The 26,111-nt window shown below is 46.6% G+C and carries 23 protein-coding genes and 1 riboswitch; of the genes, 13 read left to right on the top strand and 10 right to left on the bottom strand.

The window, feature by feature from the left end; all coding sequences use genetic code 11:
• Positions 1–169 precede the first annotated feature (169 nt).
• Positions 170–1,444 (bottom strand): MFS transporter, encoded by a 1,275-nt coding sequence (locus QP775_RS11475; protein ID WP_285106134.1) that lies wholly within the window; start codon positions 1,442–1,444, stop codon positions 170–172.
• Between the two features lie 249 nt (positions 1,445–1,693).
• Positions 1,694–3,076 carry a YjiH family protein gene (locus QP775_RS11480; RefSeq protein WP_239328950.1) on the bottom strand — a complete coding sequence of 461 codons (1,383 nt, stop codon included), beginning with the start codon at positions 3,074–3,076 and terminating at the stop codon, positions 1,694–1,696.
• Positions 3,077–3,318: 242 nt separating this feature from the next.
• Between QP775_RS11480 and QP775_RS11485 the strand changes: the two genes are divergently transcribed.
• Positions 3,319–3,612: a YciI family protein gene (locus tag QP775_RS11485; protein ID WP_239328949.1), complete on the top strand. Its 294-nt coding sequence runs from the start codon at positions 3,319–3,321 to the stop codon at positions 3,610–3,612.
• Positions 3,613–3,717: 105 nt separating this feature from the next.
• Here QP775_RS11485 and QP775_RS11490 read toward each other — a convergent pair whose 3' ends face one another.
• The 3 genes from QP775_RS11490 to QP775_RS11500 all read right to left on the bottom strand — a co-directional run bounded on the left by QP775_RS11490 (position 3,718) and on the right by QP775_RS11500 (position 6,878).
• Positions 3,718–4,419 (bottom strand): ABC transporter permease, encoded by a 702-nt coding sequence (locus QP775_RS11490; protein ID WP_285106137.1) that lies wholly within the window; start codon positions 4,417–4,419, stop codon positions 3,718–3,720.
• 11 nt (positions 4,420–4,430) lie between these two features.
• Entirely contained in the window at positions 4,431–5,285 is an 855-nt protein-coding gene (locus QP775_RS11495; protein WP_285106139.1) for an ABC transporter ATP-binding protein, read from the bottom strand.
• 249 nt (positions 5,286–5,534) lie between these two features.
• Complete coding sequence (locus QP775_RS11500; RefSeq protein ID WP_285106141.1) at positions 5,535–6,878, bottom strand: LytTR family transcriptional regulator DNA-binding domain-containing protein; 1,344 nt, start codon at positions 6,876–6,878, stop codon at positions 5,535–5,537.
• Between the two features lie 270 nt (positions 6,879–7,148).
• Positions 7,149–7,248: riboswitch (purine riboswitch) on the top strand.
• 98 nt (positions 7,249–7,346) lie between these two features.
• Here QP775_RS11500 and QP775_RS11505 point away from each other — a divergent pair.
• Positions 7,347–8,780 (top strand): NAD(P)/FAD-dependent oxidoreductase, encoded by a 1,434-nt coding sequence (locus tag QP775_RS11505; protein WP_239328945.1) that lies wholly within the window; start codon positions 7,347–7,349, stop codon positions 8,778–8,780.
• Positions 8,781–8,871: 91 nt separating this feature from the next.
• Here QP775_RS11505 and QP775_RS11510 read toward each other — a convergent pair whose 3' ends face one another.
• Positions 8,872–9,120, bottom strand: a complete 249-nt coding sequence (locus QP775_RS11510; protein WP_285106143.1) for a hypothetical protein — start codon at positions 9,118–9,120, stop codon at positions 8,872–8,874.
• A gap of 136 nt (positions 9,121–9,256) precedes the next feature.
• On the opposite strand from QP775_RS11510, the gene QP775_RS11515 reads away from it, so the two are divergent.
• Positions 9,257–9,439: a hypothetical protein gene (locus tag QP775_RS11515; protein ID WP_285106145.1), complete on the top strand. Its 183-nt coding sequence runs from the start codon at positions 9,257–9,259 to the stop codon at positions 9,437–9,439.
• A 10-nt stretch (positions 9,440–9,449) separates the two neighbouring features.
• Here QP775_RS11515 and QP775_RS11520 read toward each other — a convergent pair whose 3' ends face one another.
• Complete coding sequence (locus QP775_RS11520) at positions 9,450–9,983, bottom strand: hypothetical protein (RefSeq protein ID WP_285106147.1); 534 nt, start codon at positions 9,981–9,983, stop codon at positions 9,450–9,452.
• Between the two features lie 283 nt (positions 9,984–10,266).
• Here QP775_RS11520 and QP775_RS11525 point away from each other — a divergent pair, with 283 nt between their 5' ends.
• The 4 genes from QP775_RS11525 to QP775_RS11540 all read left to right on the top strand — a co-directional run bounded on the left by QP775_RS11525 (position 10,267) and on the right by QP775_RS11540 (position 15,675).
• The gene (locus QP775_RS11525) at positions 10,267–11,148 is read left to right on the top strand and encodes a formate/nitrite transporter family protein (protein WP_285106149.1); all 882 of its coding nucleotides are present in this window, start codon (positions 10,267–10,269) and stop codon (positions 11,146–11,148) included.
• Between the two features lie 463 nt (positions 11,149–11,611).
• A complete protein-coding gene (locus tag QP775_RS11530; RefSeq protein WP_285106151.1) occupies positions 11,612–13,027 on the top strand; it encodes a flavocytochrome c in 1,416 nt (471 codons plus the stop codon).
• A gap of 72 nt (positions 13,028–13,099) precedes the next feature.
• A complete protein-coding gene (locus QP775_RS11535; protein ID WP_285106153.1) occupies positions 13,100–13,444 on the top strand; it encodes an FMN-binding protein in 345 nt (114 codons plus the stop codon).
• A gap of 320 nt (positions 13,445–13,764) precedes the next feature.
• Entirely contained in the window at positions 13,765–15,675 is a 1,911-nt protein-coding gene (locus QP775_RS11540; RefSeq protein WP_285106155.1) for a beta-N-acetylhexosaminidase, read from the top strand.
• 120 nt (positions 15,676–15,795) lie between these two features.
• Here QP775_RS11540 and QP775_RS11545 read toward each other — a convergent pair whose 3' ends face one another.
• The 3 genes from QP775_RS11545 to QP775_RS11555 form a co-directional block, all read right to left on the bottom strand.
• On the bottom strand, positions 15,796–17,025 hold the full coding sequence (locus QP775_RS11545) for a copper amine oxidase N-terminal domain-containing protein (RefSeq protein ID WP_285106157.1): 1,230 nt from the start codon (positions 17,023–17,025) through the stop codon (positions 15,796–15,798).
• A 359-nt stretch (positions 17,026–17,384) separates the two neighbouring features.
• Positions 17,385–18,746, bottom strand: coding sequence for an anaerobic C4-dicarboxylate transporter family protein (locus QP775_RS11550; RefSeq protein ID WP_239328935.1), 1,362 nt, complete (start codon positions 18,744–18,746; stop codon positions 17,385–17,387).
• Positions 18,747–18,881: 135 nt separating this feature from the next.
• The gene (locus QP775_RS11555; protein WP_285106159.1) at positions 18,882–19,985 is read right to left on the bottom strand and encodes an FAD:protein FMN transferase; all 1,104 of its coding nucleotides are present in this window, start codon (positions 19,983–19,985) and stop codon (positions 18,882–18,884) included.
• Between the two features lie 235 nt (positions 19,986–20,220).
• On the opposite strand from QP775_RS11555, the gene QP775_RS11560 reads away from it, so the two are divergent.
• From QP775_RS11560 to QP775_RS11585, 6 genes are all read left to right on the top strand, one after another.
• Positions 20,221–20,613, top strand: a complete 393-nt coding sequence (locus QP775_RS11560) for a NusG domain II-containing protein (protein WP_239328933.1) — start codon at positions 20,221–20,223, stop codon at positions 20,611–20,613.
• The gene (locus QP775_RS11565; RefSeq protein ID WP_275444618.1) at positions 20,597–21,154 is read left to right on the top strand and encodes a Gx transporter family protein; all 558 of its coding nucleotides are present in this window, start codon (positions 20,597–20,599) and stop codon (positions 21,152–21,154) included. The genes QP775_RS11560 and QP775_RS11565 overlap by 17 nt, the downstream gene beginning before the upstream one ends.
• Before the next feature lie 118 nt (positions 21,155–21,272).
• Positions 21,273–22,097, top strand: coding sequence for an ATP-binding cassette domain-containing protein (locus tag QP775_RS11570; RefSeq protein WP_285106163.1), 825 nt, complete (start codon positions 21,273–21,275; stop codon positions 22,095–22,097).
• The gene (locus QP775_RS11575; protein ID WP_285106165.1) at positions 22,070–23,038 is read left to right on the top strand and encodes an ATP-binding cassette domain-containing protein; all 969 of its coding nucleotides are present in this window, start codon (positions 22,070–22,072) and stop codon (positions 23,036–23,038) included. Before QP775_RS11570 ends, QP775_RS11575 begins: the two co-directional genes overlap by 28 nt.
• A gap of 3 nt (positions 23,039–23,041) precedes the next feature.
• On the top strand, positions 23,042–23,833 hold the full coding sequence (locus QP775_RS11580) for an energy-coupling factor transporter transmembrane component T family protein (protein ID WP_239328930.1): 792 nt from the start codon (positions 23,042–23,044) through the stop codon (positions 23,831–23,833).
• Positions 23,834–23,975: 142 nt separating this feature from the next.
• Positions 23,976–25,958, top strand: coding sequence for a peptidase U32 family protein (locus tag QP775_RS11585; RefSeq protein WP_239328929.1), 1,983 nt, complete (start codon positions 23,976–23,978; stop codon positions 25,956–25,958).
• Positions 25,959–26,111: the final 153 nt, after the last annotated feature.

The raw sequence follows: 26,111 nt of genomic DNA on the forward strand, positions 1-26,111 counted from the left end.
AGTGACTTAGACGGCGCATAAGCGTCGTCTCTTTTTTTGGAGTATATTCCCCATCTTAAGCAACGTAACCAAGACGATCCTCTTCCCTGCCAACTAGAAGTTAACAGGGGAGGGGATCGATGCTGGACCGTTAGCCTTCACTTATAGGGCATTACAAGCGGATGAACCCTTACTTAATCTGTGCTGCAAGATGGCCGTCCGTCCACGATTGCACTGTGTGGTCACTTGGTAGGAACAAGGTGAGCAGGCCCAGTAAGGGTAGGAAGCTTGTTGCAATCATCATTGTACTTTCGCTCGTCCACTCGTTGCCAAAGCCAATCAGTAGACTGCCGATTCCACCCATGCCAAACGCAAGGCCAGTAATAAGTCCAGATACTGTGCCGATGCTGCTTGGATATAACGCTTGTGCATAGATAACGGCTGTAGCGAAGCTGGACAGCAGAATGAATCCCGATAATGCCAAAACAACGCCAGCCCAGAAGAGCGGGAGATAAGGCAGTATGAGCGCTAACGGAATGGCGCCAATCAGAGATGCAGAAATCAGGTTGCGTTTGCCGAATCGATCTGCCAAGGGTCCGCCGAGCAAAGTGCCCACTGCACCCGCAGCCATAAATATAAAAATATAGGTCTGGGCATCGCCTTTTGATAGCCCGTAGTCGGATTGCAGATAGAAATTGTAATAGGTACTAATAGCCGATACATACCAAGAGCGGATTGTCACGATTGTCACCAATATGACTGTAGCCCCCATTATACGCTTGCGTTGAGCAGGATCGATCGTGCCGCGGGGCAGTTTTTTGGCAAATGTATATCCTTGCTTCATGCTGCTGCTGTACCAGCGTGCAATAAAGCTCTGGACAATAATTCCCGCAGCCGCTACCACGGTAAACCAAATAGCGCCAACCTGCCCAAGGGGAATAAAGATCCACTTGGTCATCAGTGGAGCAAGTGATTGACCGGTGTTGCCGCCAACTTGAAAAATAGACTGTGCCAAGCCCTTGCGGCTGCCAGCTGCCATATGAGCTACACGCATGCCTTCTGGATGGAAGGCAGCTGAGCCCAAACCTACAAATATAACCGCAACCATCACCATGAGGTAGTTCGGGGCGTAGGCAAGCAGCAGCATACCCGTAAATGTAAAGCACATTCCTATAGGCAGCAGCGAAGGGGTAGGCCTTCTATCGGAGAAGTAACCAACTACAGGCTGCATGATAGATGCAGTCACATTTAATGCAAAGGATATCCAGCCGATCTGCACGTACGTCAAGGACATAGAGTCGCGTAAGACTGGAAAGATTGCGGTAATAACTGCTTGAATGGAATCGTTAAACAAATGGACGAAACTGATTGCAATCAGAATCCGATAGACGGTCTTAGATGCAGGTGCAGGTACGGGGAGTGAAGAACCACTGGGTGAAGCTGTAAAAGAAGGGGATTGTGCCATATGTGGGCTCCTCTCTCTTTATCTCTTATTTATATGGACGCTTAAAGTTTGTCTCGTTGATGAATGTAACCATACTCTTGTTGTGTAAAGTCAGGCAATAACGAAAAAAGCCCGATATCTGCATAAAACGGCATATTACCGAAAGCAGACAGGGCTAATCGCGATATTTCATAAATTTCATATATTTTAACAGTAAGTTAAATCTAGATGAATTACACAGAGGTTCTAGGCGAACCGACATTGATAGGGTTAGAAGAGCAGATGAGCGATCCCTATTATAATAGGCAGCGTAATCAGCGTCCGCAAAATAAAGATGAGGATCAGGTCCTTCATATTAACTGGCAGCTTGGAGCCGAGCAGCAACCCGCCTACTTCAGACATATAAATAAGCTGTGTAACCGATAGGGCTGCAACAACAAAGCGTGTCAGCTCACTTTCGATGCCAGAGGCGAGCACAGTAGGAAGGAACATATCCGCAAAGCCAACCATTATGGTCTGAGCAGCCGCCTCAGCTTCTGGGACACCCAGCACGTTCAAGATAGGCAGAAACGGCTTGCCAAGCCATTCAAATATGGGCGTGTACGTAGCTAAGGCCACAGCTGTTGTGCCTATCGCCATAACAACTGGAATGACGCCAACCCATAGGTCAAGTATGTTCTTGCCGCCATTTTTCAAGAAAGAGCGAATCCCTTCATGGCTTTTTGCTTTAGCGGCAGCTTGGTGCAGCCCCCAGCGCCATGGTGTCCAGGCTGGAGGTACGATTTCCTCCGTTATGGCTTCTGCCCCGGGTTCATAGGAGTTAGGTTTGCGTGAAAGCGGTGGAATCCGTGGCATAATGATCGCCGCGATCATTCCTGCAAAGGTAACAGTCGCATAGAAAGGCAGAAACATGTGCCCAAGGTGTACATTTGATAACACGATAAAGCTAAATGTAATCGAAACGGCTGTAAAGGTGGTGCCGATTACCGCGGCTTCGCGCTGCGTGTAATGGCCGGATTCGTACTGCTTGCTGGTCATCATCACACCAATTGTTCCATCTCCAAGCCAGGAGGCCATACAGTTAATAGAAGACCGACCGGGAAGTGTGAATAGTGGCCGCATCACTTTAGTCATCAACATACCTGCAAACTCCAGCAAGCCAAAGTCTACCAGTAAGGGGAGCAGCAAGCCTGCCAGCATAAACACCACAAACAGACCAGGGAGCAAGCTGTTGAGCAGCATCCCTCCTGTGTCAGCAGACCATATCCATTCAGGTCCGATTTTCCAATAAGTCAAAATGGCGAACACAAAGCCTACCGTACGCACACCAAACCAGAATGGAGAGACGTTGAACAAAGCGCTCCAAAGCCGATGGTTGGCAAGTCTTGTGGAGCGAGCGCCAAGATGAATCAATGAACCTAACCAAGCAAGGGAGATGAGCAGAACCGTAGCAGGTGCCAAAATACCTTTAAATAGGTTTTGAATGTATTTTGCTAGAAAAGCAATGGGTACCGTTACCTCGCCGTCCCACGGAACAGGAACTACGAATAGCAGCAGGCCCAGGATAGATGGTATTAAAAAGGACAGCACTGCACTTACAGACAGTCGAGAAGGCAGCGTCTGAAGGGAAGTTGAGTCATTCTTAGATGTCATGTATAACGTTCTCCTCATACCGAAATAAGTATATTTATGCAACATGGACAACTTTATACGATTATAAGCAAAAAACCAACCCCCCTAACCGAGGAATATGTTGGAATGTGCTATCAGAAGTTACGCAAAGTGAGTGTAGGGAAGGCAGTTTGGCTAACAACTCCATGTTCTCCGCAACTTGCTTCATCTGAGATATGGGAGTAGGATTGACGATATCTAGGCAAAGGAAAGGAAGTAAAAGGATGTATTTGGTAACGATTACATATACGTGTCCTGTAGAATCGGTAGATAAATATTTAGATGGACACCGGGCATTTCTAGACATGTATTATGCTGCAGACAAATTTATTATTTCGGGTCCGTTTGAACCACGCAGCGGCGGCCTCATTGTGGTCGATACGGAGGATGAGGACGAGCTTGAAGCGATTTTGTCTGCAGATCCCTTTTATCAGCATGGTGTTGCACGCTATGATCGCATGCAATTCCGACCGACCAAAGCAACGGACTGTCTTAGAGATCGTTTGTCGCTTGGCTAGTCGCTACAGCCAATACCCCGAGAACATATCGGCTCTCGCCGAAGAGTTCTCGGGGTATATTATTATTGCTCGGGAAATATTGTAAACTTTTGTCGGGCGATGACCTTAGGCGTCGTAACGTTTATTGCGATACAGAACAAGGCAAGCTACAACGGAAGCAATCATCCAAACACAGATGATACCGACATGTACGAGCATATCTCCCAGGCTGCCACCTTTCCAAAGCACGTCGATAGCCATCGTTAATCGTTCGGAAGGCGTATAACTAACAATGGTGTTGACAAGTTCACTCTTAAGCGAAGGTCCAAACAGCGGTCCGAACATAAACAATACGATAACTGGCATGCTGACAAATGTGGTTTCCATCGTGCTGCGAGACAACAAACCAATAATCGTTCCCATAGCTAAGTACATAATCAAAGTAGGTGCGATCGTTAAGAGTAGTCCTGTTATAGGAACGTGAGGTGTCTTAGCTACCACAAAAGAAGCAAGCAGTACAAGAATCGTTAGCAGACCTGCAATGACGCTTTTACCCATAAGGACTTCCATCGGCCTTGCTGGGGACAGCATCAGAACACGCAGGGTGTGTTTCTCTTTTTCTTCCGCGATCATAATCGCCTGCACACTGGCACCTGTCATCATCAAGGCCATATTAATCGGCAGCGTTAGTACTAACGAGGTTGCTCCTTCCGTTATTGTTCCAAACATATAAGAGAAGAGGACAGGCAGAACAGCCGTCAACAACAGTGTTGTGTTTTTCATCGCGTCTTTATACTCTTTGCCGATAATGGCTTGAAGTCTTGTCATGGAAAAAGTCATCATTTTAATATGCCTCCAGTTAAGGAAATAAAGATATCGTTTAAGGTTGGTTCATTAGAGTGAATCGCTTGCAGCTTGCCGCTCGTCATCCAGTCATAGATTTGTTTGGCACCGTCCTCATCTTGCTTTATTTGGAACGTACCTTCAGATGTGGAGACGGTAACGGTATGGTCCGAATTATTTAGGCGAAGCTGCTGCGGAGTGTCCATCGCTGCTATTTTGCCTTGGTGAAGAAAGGCGATCCGGTCACATATTGCTTCAGCTTCTTCCATATCATGTGTTGTCAAAAATATCGTTGTTCCTGCTTGATTTAACTCGCGCAGCGAATTATGAATATGACGAGTATTAGTTGGATCAAGTGCTGATGTAGGTTCGTCTAGAAACAGCAGGTCTGGTTGATGGATAAGAGCACGGGCTAACGTGACACGCTGCTTCATTCCTTTAGACAACGTTTTTACGGTTGTGCTGCGCTCTTGCAGGAGGTTAACCTGCTGCAATGCCTCATCAATACGTTTCGTTGATACGCCATACAGCTTGCAGTACAACTCCAGATTGTCTTTCACCGTTAAACGGTCGTACAATGTGCTGTTGTCTGTTAATGTGCCAATGCGCTGCAAATGGCGGGCGCGCTCCTGCTCGGTCATCTTTTTCACATCAACCCCGAACACTTTGGCTGTGCCAGCACTGGGCATCAATTGGGCAGTTAATATTTTGACGGTAGTTGTCTTACCTGAGCCGCTTGGACCCAGGAAGCCGAAGATTTCACCCTTTTTGACATGAAAATCAAGATGTTGAAGAGCAGTCTTGTTCTCAAAAGCTTTGGTCATCCCTTGTACCTCAATAATGTGTTCCATGTGTGCACCCTCACTTTATTATTTGATGTTTAATGTAGTATCGATAGTTAAGAGTGTCAGTCAGCATTGGCTTAAATGGTGCTGTTATTACTCGCTTACATGGCCAAGTGCTTACTGCTGAGCGGCTAATTGACCGTCCCTGCTGACACTCTTATCGTACGACGAGTATGCTCTCATCACATCAAATATCGGTTGAAATGTGCATACCTTAGGTTGAATGGAACCTTTATAAGGGATGAATGAAACACATCAAGATATACCTAGGATAAGTTTCATCTCTTCATACTTGCTTTTTGAGAGTGGAATCTTGCTTTTCTGCTCATCATCCAATACAAGGCTATAGCTGTTGCGTGACCAAATAATGACTTCACGAACGCGCTGCAAATTCACCAAGTAAGATCGGTGACAGCGGAAGAAGCCAAATGCTTTTAACTTTTGTTCCAACTGCAGCAGTGTCATCGAGCTTGGATAGGTCTCGTGCTGAATATGCAGATGGGACAGCCCATCTTGGCTTTCCACAAAATTAATTTCAAGTGGATCGATAAGCACGATCTTATCTTGAATACGCGCAGGTATTTTATCCAGCATGATGGGCGGGATGTATTTGATCTCTTGTTGACTGGTCTCTTCAGCCTCTTCCTGTGGTTGCTCGGACTCGGGCTCGCCCGTCCCGGCCATCATATCATTGGCCATAAGCGAGGCATTCGCTTTCGTGTTCGGTGCCTCGGTCTGCAAGCGTACAGCTTCTTCTAATGAGGGGGGCTCCTCGTTGTCAGCACGTGGCTTGTTTGTATGCTCTTGATCGGAATGAGAAGCGGCTGGTATTTCTCCGTGTGATGCTATTTCTTCCGGCAGTTCAGCGGACAGGGCGACTTCACTGCTTGTATTGGCGTCTGCCTGGGTGTCATGTTCTAGCACCACTTGCTTGAATCCGGCAGGTGTCCAGCGTGTAATAAAGGATGTGAGCGACATAGCGCTCTCTAATGCCGGCACCGTCATCAGCACTGCAGCACCTTCTTCAATGAGGGCAGCAAGCCAATGACGTAAAATAAAACAGCTTTCCATATCAAGTTGGAACTCAGGATCTTCAATTAAAATCAGTCGAGGCGCATGAATAGCAGCGCGGGCTAAATGAAAGCGGCGCTGTTCAGAAGCTGTTAATTTGAAAAGTGGTACATTCTGTTTATCTTGCAGACCTACTATTTTTAGCATTCGGTTAACACGTTCTTTGTCACGGTGGCCAAATAATTTCATGAAGAATAAAAGAGCTTGGCGCGAGCTAAGTCGTTCGTAGACCGGATCATGTTGTCTGACACAACCAACATACGGCTGAAGCTGTTTATGGGACACCAGTGGTTGATTGTTCCATGTTGCAGACCCGGATGAGGGTTGCTGCACACCTAGTAGAACATCTATTAACAATTGCCCCATAGCGTGGTTGCACTGTATAGCGGCGCATTGCCCGGGCTCTATATGAAGCGTTAGTGGATCAAGCAAAGTTGAGTTTCCCTTGGTCACTTGCAGCTTGGTGATTTGAAGGCTAGAGAAATCATGTGAAGCTGCGGTTGTATGTACTTGCTTGGATGCTGACATGGATTTTAATTCACTCCGTTTCTAATCGTTCAAATTACAAATACTATACTTGATCATAAATCGAAAAGGATTTCTTGAATAGCCATAATATAGAATTTGGGGAGGGGGGGTTGTCATTAATGTTCGGAAAATGATTTATTAATAAATAATTTATTAATATTAAATGCACATTATCTATTTATTTACGAACGATTGGGCTAATAACTATTGACTCGTTCGCTTATGTCTATTACAATGTGATTGTTGCTTATAACAACCTGATTATAACGATGTAATCAACATTGTCTTGTTCGTATATCCCTGATGATAAGGTTCAGGGGTTTCTACCGGGAACCGTAAATTCCTGACTACGATCGGATGTGCGGCTCTTTAAGGCACTTCCGTATCGTGGTCAGGATTTTTTTTGCCCATTGCAAAATATTTTCAAGTGATACGATTACTTGATTAATGGTCATCAAGGAGGAACTCATGAGTAAGTATGATGTTATTGTAGTTGGAGCAGGTCCAGCAGGTATTTTCACTTGTTACGAATTGACTTTGAAAGCTCCGCACTTACGGGTAGCACTGGTGGATAAAGGTCATGATATCTATCGTCGCAGTTGTCCGATTCTGGAAGAGAAGATTAAGATGTGCCCTCCGCCAGCAGGCAAGAAAGATTTTGCGGGCTGCGTCCCGGCGTGTTCCATTACGAACGGCTTTGGCGGTGCAGGAGCTTATAGCGACGGTAAATTTAATGTAACGACTGAGTTTGGCGGCTGGCTGACGGATTACTTAGCGCCAACTCAAGTGCTGGATCTGATTCGCTACGTGGATAACATCAATTTGGAGCACGGGGCGACTAGAGAGATTACCGACCCGACGACAGGAACCGTGCGCCAGATCGAACAGCAGGGTTATGCAGCTGGCTTGAAGCTGCTGCGTGCTCAAGTACGGCACTTAGGGACAGAACAGAATCTGGAGATTCTGAAGTCCATTTATGAATATCTCCGTCCTCGCATCGAGATGGTATATAAAGCTGAAGTTACCGATATTGTTACTCTCAAGCAGGACGGTAAGCATAGGATCAAAGGCATTGAATTAAAAAGCGGTGAGATTTACGAGGCGGATCAAGTCGTTATTGTACCAGGTCGAGATGGATCGGCTTGGCTGACTGAGATCTTGAAGAAGCGCCGCTTGAAGATGTACAACAATCAAGTGGATGTTGGCGTGCGCGTCGAAACATCTGACGTGGTTATGCAGGAAATCAACACGCATTTATATGAAGGAAAATTTATTTATAACACGTCTGTCGGCACTCGAGTTCGCACATTTTGCAGCAACCCTTCGGGACACGTAGTGGTGGAAAACCATAGTGGAATTATGTGTGCAAATGGTCACTCCTACAAAGATCCAAAGCTCGGTTCGTCTAATACGAACTTTGCGTTGCTTGTGTCTCATCGGTTTACGGAGCCTTTCGACAAACCCAATGAATATGCACGTGAGATTTGTAAACGTGCAAACGATCTTTCCAGCGGCGGCGTAATCGTGCAGAAGTATGGCGATATTATAAGAGGCCGTCGTTCTACTGAGAACCGGATTCGCGAAGGGTTTCTAGAGCCAACACTTCGTGAAGCAGTGCCGGGAGACTTGGGATTGGTGCTTCCATATAACACGATGAAGAGTTTGATCGAAATGATGGATGCTCTTGATAAGGTGACGCCAGGAATAGCCTCGGAGCATACGTTGTTTTATGGAGTAGAGGCAAAGTTCTATTCTGCCCGTCCTAAGCTGGACGAGACACTTGAATCCGAGATTGAAGGCTTGTACTGTGGCGGAGACGGGGCAGGCATCACTCGTGGCTTAGCGCAGGCAGGAGCAGCAGGCGTTCACATTGCGCGCAGCATTGTGGCGAAGCGGATATAAGCGGCAGCAGAATACCAATAAGCAATTATGTAAAAGGAGCGAGGCACAGGACATATTCCTGTGCCTCGCTCCTATTTTATTAGTAATCCTGTTATGCTTCCCACCAGAACACACTCGTCTGCACGGACAATACGCCAAGCACAGATAGAGATGCACTCATGTTGAGGGAGAGGGTTTGTGAAGGCGGGACAATAATGGCGCCGTTAAAATCAAGAGTTAAAGGACCGCCGACAACGGGCATAGATATAATGGCAGTTCCTCCACTGACAGCTGAGGTTGAGCTTGTGACAGTCATAATACTCGTATTGCTGCTGCCTAGATTGCCATTGTTCGTTGTCACACTTGAAGGGGAGGATAGCGTACCGCTTCTATACATCGTGTATGTTGCTGATAAACTCGACAACAAGCTTAGCCCAACCCCGACACCACCCGCTACACTGATGATATAACACGATTTTGTTGAACTCCCATTACTCATGCGTAGGGATGTGACAACAGAGCCGCCAATTATGCCTAGTGAAGCAGAATTGGTCGTAAAGGCGCTGAACATATTGCCGTTGATGCTGGCGCTGTATTGCGGTGGTGAGACGGCGGCGGGCGAGCTTATCGTGTTAGTTGCCAATGAGTACAATGAATTGTTGATTGAATTAAACACATGATAGTTACTCATTATACTTCCCACCAGTTCAGGTTGATTGAACCTGTCAAAGCCCCAACTCCCAGCGACACCGTAAATACTTGATTCGGTGGTACTACGATGCTGCCGCCAAAAGTAAATGTGTATATACCCGCGGTCACAAAAGTGGAGTAGAGAGTCGTTGGCGTTCCGCCGAGCGTGCCAGTCAGCTGTTTGGTGGTTACAATGCTAGTTGTAGCATTACCTAGATTGCTGTTAATTGTACTAGGCGCCGTGCCACCAGCGATGCTCCCTCCAGAGTATAGAATTAAACTGGCACTGGCTGAGGACCCGCCTGATATATTGTTCATATAGACAGATTTGCCGCTCCCAGACGGATTTGAAATTTGTAACAGCAAGTTTTGGCTTCCTCCTACGCTGACATTACCTGTCGGCAGCCGAAAGGAAACACCAGCAGCGGCTGCGGCCGCAGAAGCATCTTCTTCAACTGCCGGGTTGGTGTAGGTATTGGTGAGCAGTGCGTACAGCTGCGTGGATGTCGTATTAAAGACGGCATTATTAGGCATTTATATACTACTCCCTCCTCATTAAAAGTGGGGCTTATAACCTAACTGTCCTTTATGTTTGGTATAGAATATGTGACGAGCAGTTATCTCGTGCGTGGACAAGTAGTGCAGCACGAGAGGTAAGATGAATTTAAGGTTTCAGCCTGTAGATTGCAGATGATTGTGATATATTGCACATTATCTATATGGAAGGTTAGCTATTATAGAAATATAAGAATTTTAGCTAATTTCCATTCGTGATCCCACACATATAAAGATGATTAGTCATAGAGGAGGAATCAACATGGCAGGCTACTTAAAGCCGCAAGAGATTGCAGCAGCTACCGTGGAGACTGGAGTAGTAAAGGCTCGTAATCCTTTAAGCGTGATGGCTCTGTTAGGCTTTTTGGCAGGTGCGTTTATCGCGCTCGGGTATTTATTATATATTCGTGTAACAGCAGGCGCACCCGCTGAGTGGGGCAGCATAAACAGTTTGATTGGAGCAGCGTTGTTCCCTGTCGGGTTGATTCTGGTGCTGCTAGCTGGCGGTGAACTGCTAACCGGCAACATGATGGCGGTGCCATTGGCGCGTATGAAGGGACGTATTTCCACAATAGAGGTTATCCGTAACCTGATTGTGATTACAATAACGAATTTTTTGGGTGCATTATTTGTTGCCTATTTCTTCGGCCACATTGTAGGGCTAACAGGAAGCGGCGTGTACTTGGAGAAAACGATTGATATTGCAGGACATAAGCTTCATGATACTTTCTTGCAAGCATTCGTGTCGGGAATTGGATGTAACTGGCTTGTAGCGCTGGCCGTATGGCTCGCCTATGGTTCCAAAAGCTTCAGTGGAAAGATTCTCGGTATTTGGTTTCCAACAATGGCGTTTGTTGCGATTGGATTTCAGCACGTGGTGGCCAACATGTTTGTTATTCCCGCTGCGATCTTCGAAGGGCACTATAGCTGGGGCCAGTATATGACTAACTTTATCCCTGTGTGGCTCGGCAATCTGGTCGGGGGTGCCGTATTTGTAGCAGGTGCTTATTATATGGCCTATTTGAAGAAGTATGAACCTGCACACGCTGGAGCAGATGCACCTGTCGAGAAAGTAGGTTCACCAGCCGTATCCCAAGCTTCAACTGGAGCTTCTGTTACAAATGTGAAGCCTCATCTCAATTAGTATCTATTTATATAATTATGCGGACCAAGGCTGTCTCTGAAGCAAATGTGCTTTTGGGGCGGTCTTTTATTATGGATTTAGCACCTTAGTTTCACTCTCCCCGCAGCTCAGGCGGGTATCCATTGTCGCAACTTTGCAGGAATCATGTGAGCAAAGCGGGATAGTGGTGTTATAAGGAATGGAAAGGAAGCTGCACAGGTGTTGGCACAATCTAAATATTTCTAAATAATGGAGTATTAAAACGGAATTGATAATAAATTCAAATTTTAGGTGTCATGAATTACAAAATTCAAAAGTGAACTTTTTCACATGAATGATATCGATAACGTGATAAGCTAAAACTGAGTTATTAAGTGAAAATATTCACTATATTTAACATCACATTGATATGTGGTTGTTCACTTAATGGCAGTAGAGATAAAGCTAGGGTTAACACTAAACTAAGCTGAAAGGGAGTATTTTAATGAAGAAGTGGGTAGCAACAGTATTATCGGCTGTTATGGTGATGTCCATGTTAGCAGGCTGCGGTGGCAAAGGGGAAACGGCAGATGTCGTTGTGGTCGGCGCAGGCGGAGCAGGTCTGTCAGCTGCAGTCAAAGCAACGGAAGATGGGGCTAAGGTTATCGTCCTTGAGAAGATGCCGATGGTCGGCGGCAACACAACGCGTGCTACTGGCGGCTTAAATGCAGCCGGCACCAAGCAGCAAATAGCAAAAGGGATTAAAGACAGCCAGCAGTTATTTTTCGAAGATACGATGAAGGGCGGATATGATAAGAACAATCCGGATCTTGTTCAAGTATTAACGACTAATGCCAAAGGCTCCGTGGAATGGCTTGAGGGCTTTGGCGCAGACTTGTCTGACGTAGGCCGGATGGCGGGTGCTAGTGTGAATCGGACGCATCGCCCTACAGGCGGCGCAGCTGTGGGCTCTCATATCGCTTCGGTATTGGACAAGACAGCTAAGGATAAAGGCATCGATGTGCGTACACGTAATGAACTGACAGAGATCGTGACGGATAAAGACGGTAATGTAACGGGTGTCAAAGCAAAAGATAAAGAGGGCAAGGAATATACAATTAATGCAAAGGCTGTCGTATTGGCAACGGGCGGATTCTCTGCCAACCAAGACATGGTCATTAAATACAAGCCTGAACTGAAAGGCTTTGCGACTACCAATCATCCTGGTGCAACAGGTGAAGCGATGGATATGGCCAACAAGCTTGGTGCAGGTCTTGTAGATATAGCGGAAATACAGACACACCCGACCGTAGTTCCAGATAAAGGTGTCATGGTAACAGAAGCAGTACGTGGCAACGGGGCAATCTTATTAAACAAAGAGGGTAAGCGGTTTGTAAATGAGCTGTTGACACGTGACGTCGTGTCCAAAGCGATTCTGGACCAAAAAGACGGACGCGCCTTTTTATTTTTCGACAAAGGGATGCGTAACAGCTTAAAAGCAACAGAAGAATATTTTAACATGAGCTTGGTTGCAGAAGCAGACAGCGTAGAGGCGCTGGCGGAGAAGCTTAACGTGGATAAAGCAGTCATGACTGATTCGGTAAAAGTTTATAATGAGCTGGTCAAAGCGGGTAAAGACAGCCAATTCGAACGTGCTGACTTGCCTCGTGAACTGAACAAAGGTCCTTATTATGCTATTGAGGTTACACCTGCCGTTCACCATACGATGGGCGGTCTCAAAATTAATACAGATGCACAGGTGTTAAAAGAGGATGGTACCATTATTAATGGCTTATATGCAGCGGGCGAGGTAACTGGCGGCGTACACGGCGGTAACCGTCTTGGTGGCAACGCCTTGGCTGATATTATTACATTTGGCAAAATTGCAGGCACGAACGCAGCAAAGTTAGTTAAATCCTAACATGGCCTAATTCGTATTACTGTTTCTATACAGGGAGTATAAGATTAAAATGATGCAGGGGAGAGATTAACGATGAAAAAAGCAGCTTCGTGGGTAGCGCTTGGCCTTGCAGCAGCACTGCTGTTGTCCGGTTGCGGAGACTCTGGTAAATATAAAGATGGAACTTATGAAGGGACGGGCCGTGGCGCATCCAGTGATATTAAAGTAGCTGTAACAGTAAAAGCGGGCAAGATCGAGAGCATCGAACTGAAAGAACATGAAGAAACAGCACAGTTAATTGAAGCAGTCAAAGATAATACAATTCCCGATATTGTTACCAAGCAGGATACGGAAGGTGTAGAGGCATTAACGGGAGCAACGAAGTCTTCAGAAGGTGTACTTGCTGCCGTGAAGCAAGCACTGGAGCAAGCGAAATAATCGTAACTTCAAATCACAAGGGGTCGTTCATTAGAGCGGCCCTTATTATATTATTGCTTGTTATAGGTTCAATATAGTTAGAATAGAAATGGAGACAATAGTGGAAAGATAGCATTATTGTAATGATAAATTTTACATTTGTAATAAAGTAATCTCGATTATAAGTTATTTTGTATTATTTTTTGCACGATATGTCACGTTAATATCGACTTTTATCGACAAATGTATGATACACTAGAAGAAGCTCAACAGTATTTGCACATTTGCATGTACGATATACTGTAAGCGCCTACAACATGATGGATGGGAGGAATTCGGCTATGAGACTACATGTTACAGGCGACGTAAGTTCGCTGCTGCCGGGCATTCAAGCGTTACAGTCGAATCTGGGGTTTGAACTGAGTGAAGAGGGCATATCCGTTCAGGTGGAACAAGCCGAAGGTAAGCTGTTTGTGAAGTGGGAGCAGGGCAAGGGATTGATTCGTTATGCGGAGCCCATTCATTTCTTCCGCGCGTTAAGCTTGCTGATGGAAAGAATACAAGAAAATGTAGAAGGCATTACTGAGGAGGAGCCTCAGTTTACTTATAACGGAACGATGCTTGACGCATCGCGCAACGCAGTGCCGAACTTGCACATGATGAAGCAGACGCTGCGCACGATGGCACTGATGGGTTTAAACGGACTTATGCTGTATACCGAAGATACGTATGAAATTAAAGAGCGTCCTTACTTCGGGTATATGCGTGGTCGCTACACGGCAGCAGAGCTGCGCGAGATTGACGAGTATGCGGCACAATTTGGTATCGAGGTTATTCCTTGCATTCAGACGCTGGGGCACTTGGCGCAAGCGCTGAAGTGGGATCCGATGCTAGAACTACGGGATACGGAAGACGTCCTGCTTGCTCATTGTGAAGATACTTATGTGCTTATTGAGCAGATGTTTAAGGCAGTATCGGAGTCTGTACGCTCGAAGCGGATTCATATCGGTATGGATGAAGCGTTTGGATTAGGATTAGGTCGTTATATGATCAAGAACGGCTTCCGGGAACGCTTTGATATTATGAATGAGCATCTGGCAAAAGTGCTGGAGTTAACGAAGAAGTATGGTTTGGAACCAATGATGTGGAGCGATATGTATTTCCATCTGTTGATGAAGGATGGAGGTCATTATTATGATGGGGAAGTCGACTTTACAGAGGAAGTCGTGTCCCAGATTCCAAAGGGCGTTCGCTTCGTATATTGGGATTATTACCATAACGATCAAGCGTTCTATGAGGACTTCATTGATAAGCATCGCCAGCTTGGCTCAGAGCCCGTATTTGCAGGTGGCATCTGGACATGGGGCAGCATAAGCCCTAACTATGGCAAGACGTGGGAGAATACCGAGCCAGCACTGCTTGCCTGCAAGGCAAAGGGCGTGAAGGAAGTGTTCGCAACGGCATGGGGCGACAATGGCCAAGAGACCAATCTAATGATGACATTGCTTGGCCTGCAATTGTTTGCAGAGCATGGTTATACGTCCGGCGAAGTGGATGAGAATCGATTGAAGGAGCGCTTCCGTACATGTACAGGACAGAGCTTCGATGATTATTGGCAGCTCACATACATGGATGAGACACCAGGCGTAACGAAGAACAATATGCATAGCTCGAACAGTTCGAAGTTCTTGCTCTGGCAGGACACCTTGATCGGCCTGTTTGACAAGCACCTGCAGGGTGAGCTGGAGAAGTCGCTGCCCGAACATTATAAGCAGCTAGCCGAGCGAATGGCAGCAGCTGAGGCTAAAGCCGACGGCGATCATAAGCTGGTATTCAGCTTGTATGCCAAGCTGGCCGCAGCACTGTCAGAGAAGGCCACACTTGGCATTCAAGTAACACGCGCGTATCAAGCAGATAACAAGGACACGCTGCGCCGCTTGGCGGAATGCTCGATTCCGCTTGTGCACTCGTTGGTCGATGCGACACGCAAAGCGCATCGCAAGTTGTGGATGGCTACGTGTAAGCCTTTTGGCTGGGAAGTGCTTGATATCCGTTACGGTGGTGTACTGTCCCGCCTGCAATCGGCGGAGGATCGACTGCTTGATTACGTGGAAGGGCACGTTGACCGTTTGGAAGAGCTAGAGGCTGAACGCTTGCCATTCAAATATTTAAGTCCGCCTGAAGAGCATATTATTGCGCAAGGCACGTTCTATCATCGAATCGTAACCGGCGCGGTGTTGTCGGCGACCTAGATCCCTGACGAGCACAATTGAATATCCATAAATACAGCCCTGCCGCAGGTTATAGAGCGTATAGCTCCTTGACTGAGGCGGGGCTGTATTTGTGTAATGATATGCCCGCTCGTGTATAGTTTACGGAGTTGCAAGGGGTGTTGTACGCAGTGGATATGTCCGTACAATCATCCATTGCCCGTCCGCGCCTTGCTCCAAGACAACAACACTAGAGGTTTCCACATTTTCGAAATCGGGTCCTTTTATCTTTTTAAATGTTTGCACCATATGAACGGCGACCTCATTACCGCTATAATGAATGACTTTAGCTTGTTCAAGGCTCACGGCCAAGTCAAAAGTATTAAATCGTTTGACATATGCTTGTTTGGACTGCAAAAGCTCGTTCGTGGACAATTTCATCCTGCCAAGCAGGCCCTCTATATTCTCTTCGTTTTCATATTTAACTACCTGCTGTAGTGAGTCCATGACATTTTTCTCTTCATTATCCGGCAGACTGACTCGTGACAGCAGCACATCGTCAAGTACGATATAGACCAGATCGCTAACATCGCGTTCACTTATTTTCCATGCGCCGTCTACCTTATTTACGGTATACAAGTTGTCGCTGCGGCTGTCAGGTTTAAAGGCTCCTTTAACACTGTGCGTTAGTTCAACGGTATGCACAAGCGCACTATTGCCACGTAGATCAAGTATATGAATTTCCTTGAGGGTTGTAGCCAAGTCGAATTTATTCATCTGTGCTTGGATGCTGGAGCCGAGTTGGTACAATGACCCTTTAGTATCCATTAATCCCATGAGACGTTCGTAATTTTTTTCATTAGCGAATTGAATATATTGCGTGAACAGAGACATCACTTGCTGCTCTTCTGATTGTTGCTCTTTCGGGGTTGTGGAGGAAGTTGAGATGAGCACCTGCTGGTTGTGTTTGTCCCACTTCACGGTATTTCCCGTTGCTTCACCAATGAAACGAATGGGAATATAAGTTGAGTTGTGTATGGATTGGGGAGCGCTGGTTAAGGCGACGGCAGTTCCATTAATGCGGGCTTGCTTACTGCCTATTTGGAGTTTAATTACGAGCTTGTCCCGCGTCCCGGTTACAGTCTGACTTTTGCCATCCCATTGTACATGTAGTCCCAGTTGTTCAAAAATAGGTCGAAATGGGACAAGAATGGAGCCATTACTTGTGATGGGTGCCGTATTCAGATGAATCTGCTTGTTATCGATGAGTACGGATATAGTATTGGCGTGCGTACTTGCGGCCTTGGCTGGAATTATAGTGCTGGAGTAGAAAAAGAGGCAGGAAAAGCTTAGCACTAGAGCGGCGAAACGGGTGCGCGTGCTAGTTATCATTGGCATATCTCCTCACATGGCTATTAGATGAAAAGTCTGGAATTTACATAAATATTAAATTGATTATAGCGGTAAATGAAAGCGATTACTATATGTTAATTTATGCACGATTAAATACCGATTAGATCAGGGTGAACAGTGAAAAAGGAAGTCAATGCATAAAACCGTTTAACAAAAAAGGAACCTCATGTATTTTACATTTTTACAGTTGAAGACAGTATGGACCTCCCTGCACAGAAAAACCTCTCCCAATGCTAGTATGATGAACTTCATCATGGGCGCAGGGAGAGGCTCATCAGAACGTGAGTGGAGTGTACTCAAGGGAATTTATTTCTTTGCCACATTTGCTACACTACAATTTACAGCAGCAAGCTGGATATGCCAAATCCAATCGCGACCGCGGATACAGTAGCTACTATGCCTGGCAGCATAAAGCTGTGGTTGAGCAGATATCGGCCAATCCGTGTCGTTCCTGTCCGGTCAAAGTTGATGGCAGCAATAACGGTAGGATAGTTCGGGATAAAGAAATATCCGTTAACCGATGGGAACATCGCAATCAACGCTGGCGCTGGTATGCCTACTGCCAGTCCAAGCGGCATGAGCCCGCGTACAGTTGCTGCCTGCGAGTTAAGCAGAATAGACATCACAAACAAAGCAAAGGCAAACATCCAAGGCGCAGCGGTGACGATATCTCTGATCGCACCATCGATCATTTCCATGTTGCCACGGAAGAAGGTGTCGCCCATCCAAGCGATACCAAAGATGCTGATAACGGCCTGCATGCCGGCCGTAAAGATGCCGCTGGTAACAACCTTGGCGGCGGAAGCACGTGTAGCCAGCAGGATGAGTGCGCCGGCTGACAGCATTACGATTTCAACGATCTGAGGCATGCCGAGCGTCTGCAGAACGCCTTCGGCATCCGTCCAACTAGGCCGCAGGCTTGGGAAGGAACCAAATAAGACGACACCAAGAACACCTAGCAGGAACAACACTACGGACAGTATCGGACCACGCTGTAAAGCATTTCCTGAAGACGCTTCTGACGGATCTTGACCGGCACCTGAGTTGGAACGATCGTTCACCCCAATGGGCAGAACGCTGCCTTCTTTAACGCGGCGGTTAAATTCCTCGTCTTCCGCCAGGGGCTTGCCGTATCGGCTCATGACAAGGGCACCAAGCGCGCAGCCAACCAGCGTAGCTGGGATACTTACCATAAGGATATCCGGCAGATGATAACCTTTGGGCGCGAGCAGCGCAAGCAATGCAACAGTAGCCGCTGAAATTGGGCTTGCTGTAATCGCCTGTTGTGATGCGATTACAGCGATGGACATCGGGCGTTCTGGGCGCACGCCAGACTGACGTGCCACTTCGGCGATGACGGGCATGACCGAATAAGCTACATGCCCAGTACCAGCGCACAACGTAAACAAGTAGGTCACGACGGGCGCCATAAAAGTAATATGCTGGGGATTGCGGCGCAAAGCACGCTCGGCCAAACGGACGAGGACGTCCATGCCGCCAGCGGTCTGCATAATGGCGGTAGCCGTTACAACCGCTGCAATCATCAGCATTACGTCAATCGGTGGCTCGCTTGGCGTCAAGCCGAAGCCAAATGTCAACACGGCTAACGCTAAGCCGCCAATTACACCTAAACCAATGCCACCAAGGCGAGAACCAAAATATAGGGCGAGGATAACGATTAATAGTTGAAGTCCAAACATAACTCACGACCTTTCCTTAACTTATAGCGTGGCAATAAAATACCCGCCTTATCCGGGCGTACGCTTCAAGATGCGCGCAGTTCGGATAGGCGGGCAGAAATTGAACAACGGTACATGCTGCTTGATTCCTTACAGTTACTTTAACTCAGCAAATTGGTAAGCCTCGTTGGTAAGCTCGAAATATTTTTTAATGCCAGAAGAGCAATATACTTTCTGGTCAGTCGTAATAAAGATTGCTTCCGCTTCAGTCTTGGATTCGATAAAGGCCATGCCTTCTTGTAATCCAAGCGAAAACGCGGATGTGGACAATGCATCTGCATCAGTAGAGCGATCGGTAACAATTGTCACACTATTGAGATTGTTTACAACGGGATAGCCCGTTTTTGAATCCAGAATATGATGGTAGTGCTTGCCGTCCTTAACAAAGTAGCGCTCATATACGCCTGACGTGACAATGGTTTTGTCCGCTACCTTCATACGGCCAATCTGATTGCCTCTTGATTCGTTCGGATCTTGGACACCGATTGTCCAGTCCATGCCGCTAGGCTTCTGACCTACTGCGTAAATGTTGCCGCCAAGGTCGATAATGGCACTTTTATAGCCTTGATCTCGTACATAGTCGGCAATTACATCGGCTGCGTAGCCTTTGCCAATTCCCCCTAAGTCAAGAACCATATCCTTCTCAAGTGAGACGGTCATGTTGCTCTTGTCCAGCTTGACCTTATCGTAGCCAAGCAGCTTGAGGCCTGTATCAATCTCAGTCTTCGCTGGTACTCTGGCATCATCGTGCCCGATATTCCACATATTAACGAGCGGTCCGATGCTTGGATCGAAGCGACCGTGTGTTCGAGCTGCATAGTCAAGCGATGTCTCGATGACTTGATATAATGGCTTCGAAACTTGAACAGGACCCTTGCCAGCCTGAGCATTCAGCTTATACAATTCGCTCGTTTCCAATGTTCGGCTCATTTCACTTTCAATGTCTTTCATAAGTGAGTTGATTTGCTCGAAGTCTTGATCATTTGCGCGCGAGTCGTATATTTTCACAGTTACGATGGTATCAAAAATAAAGTATGATTTGGTCTTCGCTTCCTGCTGGGCCGTTGTGCTGCCTTTTTCGGTTGTCTGATCAGCACTGCTTCCGCATCCGCTGAATAATAGAGCCATCGATAAAGCCACAATAAGGACAGACCCGAGGCGATGCAATGGTATCAAGCGTGATGTTGAATGTGGTCTCATAGCATATTCCTCCGTATTTCTTAATCAGTGTGCTATTAGCATCTGTACAAGCACCTCATTATATCAGCAGACATACAAATTGGAAAGGAAACGACTCATAGCGCAATGCTGAAATCGCATTACAGCAAGTGTTTGTTCATAGTTACGCCTTGCTTCTAACATTGAATGATTGTTCACTAAGTTGTATAATGGCATAGATATTTAAAATTATATTTAACTCAAGGAGTCAACCAGAATGAAACGTGGAGACTTAATCCTGATTGGAGTAGTCATTGTGGCGGCCTTGGCTTTCTTCGTACCCAAATGGCTTTTTCAAAATCAAAGTGAAAATATGCACAATGCTAATGTGTATGCCGAGATATCGGTTGATGGAAAATTGTTTAAAAAAGTGAAGATCACAAAAGAAGAGCAGCTTATTAATGTAAAAACAGACCACGGCCTAAATGTGCTGAAAGTACATGACGGTGGCATCGAGATGTTTGATGCGGATTGTCCGGATAAAGTGTGTCTGTCATTCGGTTTTGTCACACGAGCTGGAGATACGATCGTATGCTTGCCGCACCGCGTCTTGGTAGAGCTGAAGAGCGAGAGCGGAGAGGAGAGTGATCTCGATGCCGTCGTCAGTTAAGTTAAGCGACACTTCGCTTAAACTGAAGAAGGCGGTTATTATCGCGATCTTTAGTGCAGTTGCGGTCGTGCTTGGTATACTGGAATCCCTGCTGCCAACGCAGCTTATCATCCCGGGTGCGAAGCTTGGGCTTGCCAATATTATGGTGCTTACTTGTTTATATTTTTTGAAGGGGCGAGACGCCTTTGCGCTTGTCATCCTCAAGACGCTGCTTATGACGCTGCTCCTTGGCACCTTTTCTGCGTTTCTGTTCTCTTTTTTAGGCGCGCTGTTCAGCTTTATTGTGATGTACGGCCTGATGAAGATCGGTCGTGGACATATTAGTTTGCTTGGAATTAGCGTGGTTGGTGGAGTTGCCCACAATATTGGTCAATTAACAGCTGCGGTCATTGTATTTAAGACTTCAAAAATCTTTTATTATTTGCCGCCGTTAATGCTGCTGGGTGTCGTAACCGGGATATTTATCGGTATCGCTGTTAAATATGTTGTAGCCTCATTGTCAAAACTATCGATATTTGAACCATTTGTACCTGAGAACTGAAATTTTGTATTCATAATTTAAAGTGAAACATAGCTGTTGGCGGCGTCATGTCCTGTGGAGAGGCATGATGCTTTCATCATGTTGGACTACATCTTAGCGGGCAGGAGGCAGAACCAGGATGATTAGATTGGAAAATGTACACTTTCAATATCCTAAGCGAGAAGCGTTATTTTCCGACTTGGAGCTGCATGTCCCGCGTGGACAGTGGGTATCGATTGTCGGGCCTAACGGCTCAGGAAAGTCAACCCTTGTTAAGCTTGTTAACGGGTTGCTCGACCCAGATTCGGGTACGATACATCTAGATGGTACATTGCTGGACGGTGAGAGTGTTGGTGATATACGCCGGCGTACCGGATATCTGTTCCAGAATCCAGACAATCAGTTTATTGCTACGACCGTGCGCGACGACATCGCCTTTGGCATGGAGAATCGCTGCGTGCCCCGTAAAGACATGAAGCAGCGAATTGATGCAATAGCAGAACAATTAGGCATTAGCGAATGGCTGAACCGTCATCCTGCCTCGCTCTCCGGCGGGCAAAAGCAGCGGGTTGCAATTGCCGGATTGCTGGTACTGAACCCGGAAATCATGATCTGGGACGAAGCCACTTCCATGTTGGACGAGCGCTCCAAGCAGGATATGCTGCTGCGTCTGCGACATTTACATAAGAACCAAGGACTTACTATCTTGTCCGTCACTCATGATGCGGAAGAAATATTAGCCTCTGACCGTGCTGTTGTCATCCGGAACGGAGTGATTGCAGCGGATATGAAGCCCATTCAATTGTTTGAGAATAGAGAGCTTGCTTGGGAATGCCGGCTGCAGCCGCCATTTTCCTTGGCGCTGTCACTCGAACTAAGGGAAAAGGGTCTGGACATTGGGCTTCATCACAATGAGGAGGAGTTGATGAGAGCGCTATGGCCATCGTTACATGTGAGCAAATAAGCTATCAATATTCGAAGGCGGGTAGCCATCAGCCCCTTGCGTTAATAGACGTAAGCTTGCGCTTGGAGCAGGGGAAGTTCTATGCGATTCTGGGCGCTACAGGATCGGGGAAGTCAACGCTGCTTCAGCACTTTAATGGCATTTATCAGCCTACCAAGGGGAAGCTTCAAGTATATGATGTTGTCTTCGCGGCCGGTACGAAGGTGAAAGGCCTAAAGCCGCTTAGAAGCCGTGTAGGTCTTGTGTTTCAATTTCCTGAGCAGCAGCTATTTGAAGAAACCGTTGAAAAAGACTTAATGTTCGGTCCGATCCAGTTTGGTGAGAACGAAGAACAGGCACGAGAAGCGGCAGTGGCTGCTCTGCGGGCAGTGGGACTTGATGAGACGTTCATGGCACGTAGTCCTTTTGAGTTAAGCGGTGGTCAGATGCGAAAGGTTGCCATTGCTACTGTGCTGGCTTCTAACCCAGAGTTAATAGTGCTGGACGAACCGACAGCTACGTTGGATCCTGTAAGCCGTACTGAGCTGATTGCATTGCTAAAGCGGCTGTGTGAGGAGCAGGGCAGGACAATTGTGATGGTCACACACCGTCTGGATGAAGTTCTTACGGCAGCGGATGAGTTTATATTAATGCAGCAAGGGACAGTAACGTACGCAGGGACACATGCAGACCTGATGAGGTCTCCACATTTGCTGCAAGCAGCAGGGATTGTGGTTCCAAGTGAGATGAAGCTGGCTCATGAAGTCTCGAAGCGAACGGGCATCATGGTGGATGAGCTTCCTTCTGGAATAGAGGGATGGGCTGATTGGCTCATTCATAATAGTGGCGCCACAAGTGGGGCTGCGGATAGAGAGGCTAACGATAACACGGTTGGCCAGCAGGAGCCGCCAGAAATGGTGTCACCGCATGGTATGACTGATTCGTATGAAAAGGGGGAGTAATGTATGGATGACCGAATGATTATGGGCCGCTACGTGGCGGCGCAATCATGGGTCCACCAGCTTGATCCACGTGCTAAGCTGACGGCTATGGTACTTTTTTTGATTGCCGTCATTTGTGCGGATTACAGCTTGGAATTAGCTGTGATTACAGCGTTCTCCCTTGTCATCTTGATGACTTCCAGTATTCCACTGCGTCGTTATGGTCGTGCATCAAAGCCATTGTGGCCGCTTATGGCATTTATGTTTCTCTTTTACGTGTTATTTGAACATAGCGGTGATGTGTGGCTAAGCATAGGCAGCTTTACCGTGACTAGCGAAGGGGTTCTCCTCGGCGTGTACGCGGTGTGGCGCATGCTGCTGTTAGTTTGCTTTACATCTATACTTACATTCACGACTACACCGATTGAACTTAATCTGGGCTTAGAAGCGGTACTAAAGCCGCTTAAGCTGATAGGCGTATCCCCACAACAGTGGACGATGATGATTACGATTGCGCTAAGGTTTATTCCGACTATTTTTGAGGAAGCCAATAAGATACTTAAGGCACAAGCATCACGTGGCGCTGATTATGAGGATCTGAAGCTAAAGGAAAAGGGCAAGTTGGTTGTGACGCTGTTGGTACCGGTAACAGTTGGTGCGTTTCGCAGAGCTGAAGATCTCGTAATGGCGATGGAATCACGCGGATACGTGCTGGATGCCAAAAGAACCTCATTGCGTTATTTGACGTGGCAAGGGACAGATACCTTATTTATTTTGTTATTTATTGTGCTTACAGCAGGAATGATTATCCTATAAGACGGGCCGTTCCGCATACAAATGTAACACATAGGAAATTCGTTTTCTAAAAATGTGAATAATGTCACATAAACCTGTCGGTATTTGTTGTAATTTAAATATATACAATTTTAAATTTTATACGGGGTGGGGAGGAACGACTGTGGCGAGATATTTTAACGGTAAAGAAATTGAACTTTTGGCTCCTGCTGGAACTTTTGAAATTTTTAAATCTGTTATAGACGCTAATTGTGATGCCGTTTATTTTGGGGGACCCTCTTTGAATATGCGCATGATGCGCAAGGGGTACAATTTAAGTTACGATGAAGTAAGTGAAGCAATTAACATGACACGTGCCCGTGGGAAACGTGCGTATGTTACGGTGAATAACCTGCTCAATGAAGAAGACTTAGAGGAAGCAAAACGATATTTTGAGTTTCTGGACAAAGTCGGGCCCGATGCAATCATCTCTCAGGATCTGGCTGTATTCCCACTGATTCAGCAGTTAAATCTGAATAATATCCCTGTCCATTCGTCCGTGATGATGAATGTGCATAACCTCGAAATGATCGAGGCGATGCGTGATATGGGAGTGACCCGTATCGTGGCATCGCGCGAGATGGATCTGCATACGGCAGAAATGCTGCAAACGAAGACGGGAATGGAATTTGAGTACTTTGTTCATGGTGACATGTGTACGGTACACGGAGCGAACTGTTTGTACAGCGCGATGCTTTATGGCAACAGCGCCAGCAGAGGGCGCTGTATGAAGCCTTGCCGTTGGGATTATCGGGTGAAAAAGGACGGCAACGTCTACCCGACTGAATATCCGCTTGCAGCGAAAGATATGTATATGTATGAACATATTCCAGAGTTGATTAAGTCAGGCATTACATCCTTCAAGCTAGAGGGACGTATGCGCGACATTGAATTTTTGTCGATGGTTATAAATAGCTACGGCGAAGCCATTGATCGTTATATTGCAGATCCGCTTGGCTATAACCGTCAAGAAGGCGCAGATACGTTGTACGAGAACCGCAAACGCGACTTCTCCACTGCATATGCGTTCGGTAAGCCGGGTCTGGATTATATTAATACCCGCTATGAAGGCACAGGCAAGTTCTACAGTACGGGTAAAGTATTCAGCACACCTACAGCTGAGCGGGAAATGAAAGAGGAACGGCTTGTCCAGATTAGTGATACATTGGGTGCGGTGCAGCGTCAACCTGCTGGTACAGGACCTAAGCCTGCCATTTCCGTGCACGTTAATAATATGGCACAAGCACGAGTTGCGATTGAAGAAGGAGCAGACTACGTATACTTAACCGGAGATGTGTTCCAACCAGATCGTCCATTTAATCGTGCAGAAATAGAGCAGCTTACGGCAGAGAAGGGTGCTTCTCAGATTCTGTTAGGCATGCCTCGGATGATGACAGAGATGCATATGGAGCAGTACAATCATTTTCTGAAAAATGGCGCCAATCATAATTACTATGGACTTGATGGACTGTTAGCTTCTAATATCGGTGCTATGCGCAAATTCCGTAATCTGGGTCTGCCTATGATTGCCGATTTCTGCGTCAACGTATACAACCATATGTCTGCTGATGTGTATCGGAATCAATTCAACATGGAGCGTGTACATGCGTCGTTGGAGCTTCCGCTAAATGATCTTAGTAATTTGCTGGCGCACTCCAAGACGCCAATTGAAGTTATCGTTCACGGTTCTCCAATAGTGATGTATCTGGAACTCGACTTGTACGAGAATGCTGCCACTTTGGAGCCGATTGCGCAGGAAGACAATCAATATGTCGACAATCAGTACCTTGTTCTTTTGACGGATAAAGGGGAAAATCCAATATATCGTGATTGGAGCGGCCGCAACCACTTGGCGCTTGCGAAAGAGCTTTGTTATTTGCCGCTGCTGAAGGAACTGCATGAAGCAGGTGCTAATCACTTCCGCATTGAGGGCAAAACATATACACCTGAACAATTGCGTCATATTGTCCGTGTATATCGCCAAGCAACTGAGGATTTGTCGCAGTGTGGCAAGCTATTTGATCAGATGAAGTCGGTGTACGCTGGTTATACGCTAGGTTCTCTTCAATTCGGAACGGCGTTGAATTTGGAGCTGACGGAGGCTTAATGAGCGAATAGATGGTCATAATGTTGCCATTGGCAGGACCATGTGAAAGAACTTAAATTGATATTTCTTTACGGTATATTCCGCATCGCGAGCGGCAGACCTCGATGTCTGCCGCTTCTTGCGGGCCAGCAGGATGAAATCGTGAGATAGAAG

Source organism: Paenibacillus sp. UMB4589-SE434, from assembly GCF_030226685.1.
Lineage (GTDB): Bacteria > Bacillota > Bacilli > Paenibacillales > Paenibacillaceae > Paenibacillus_B.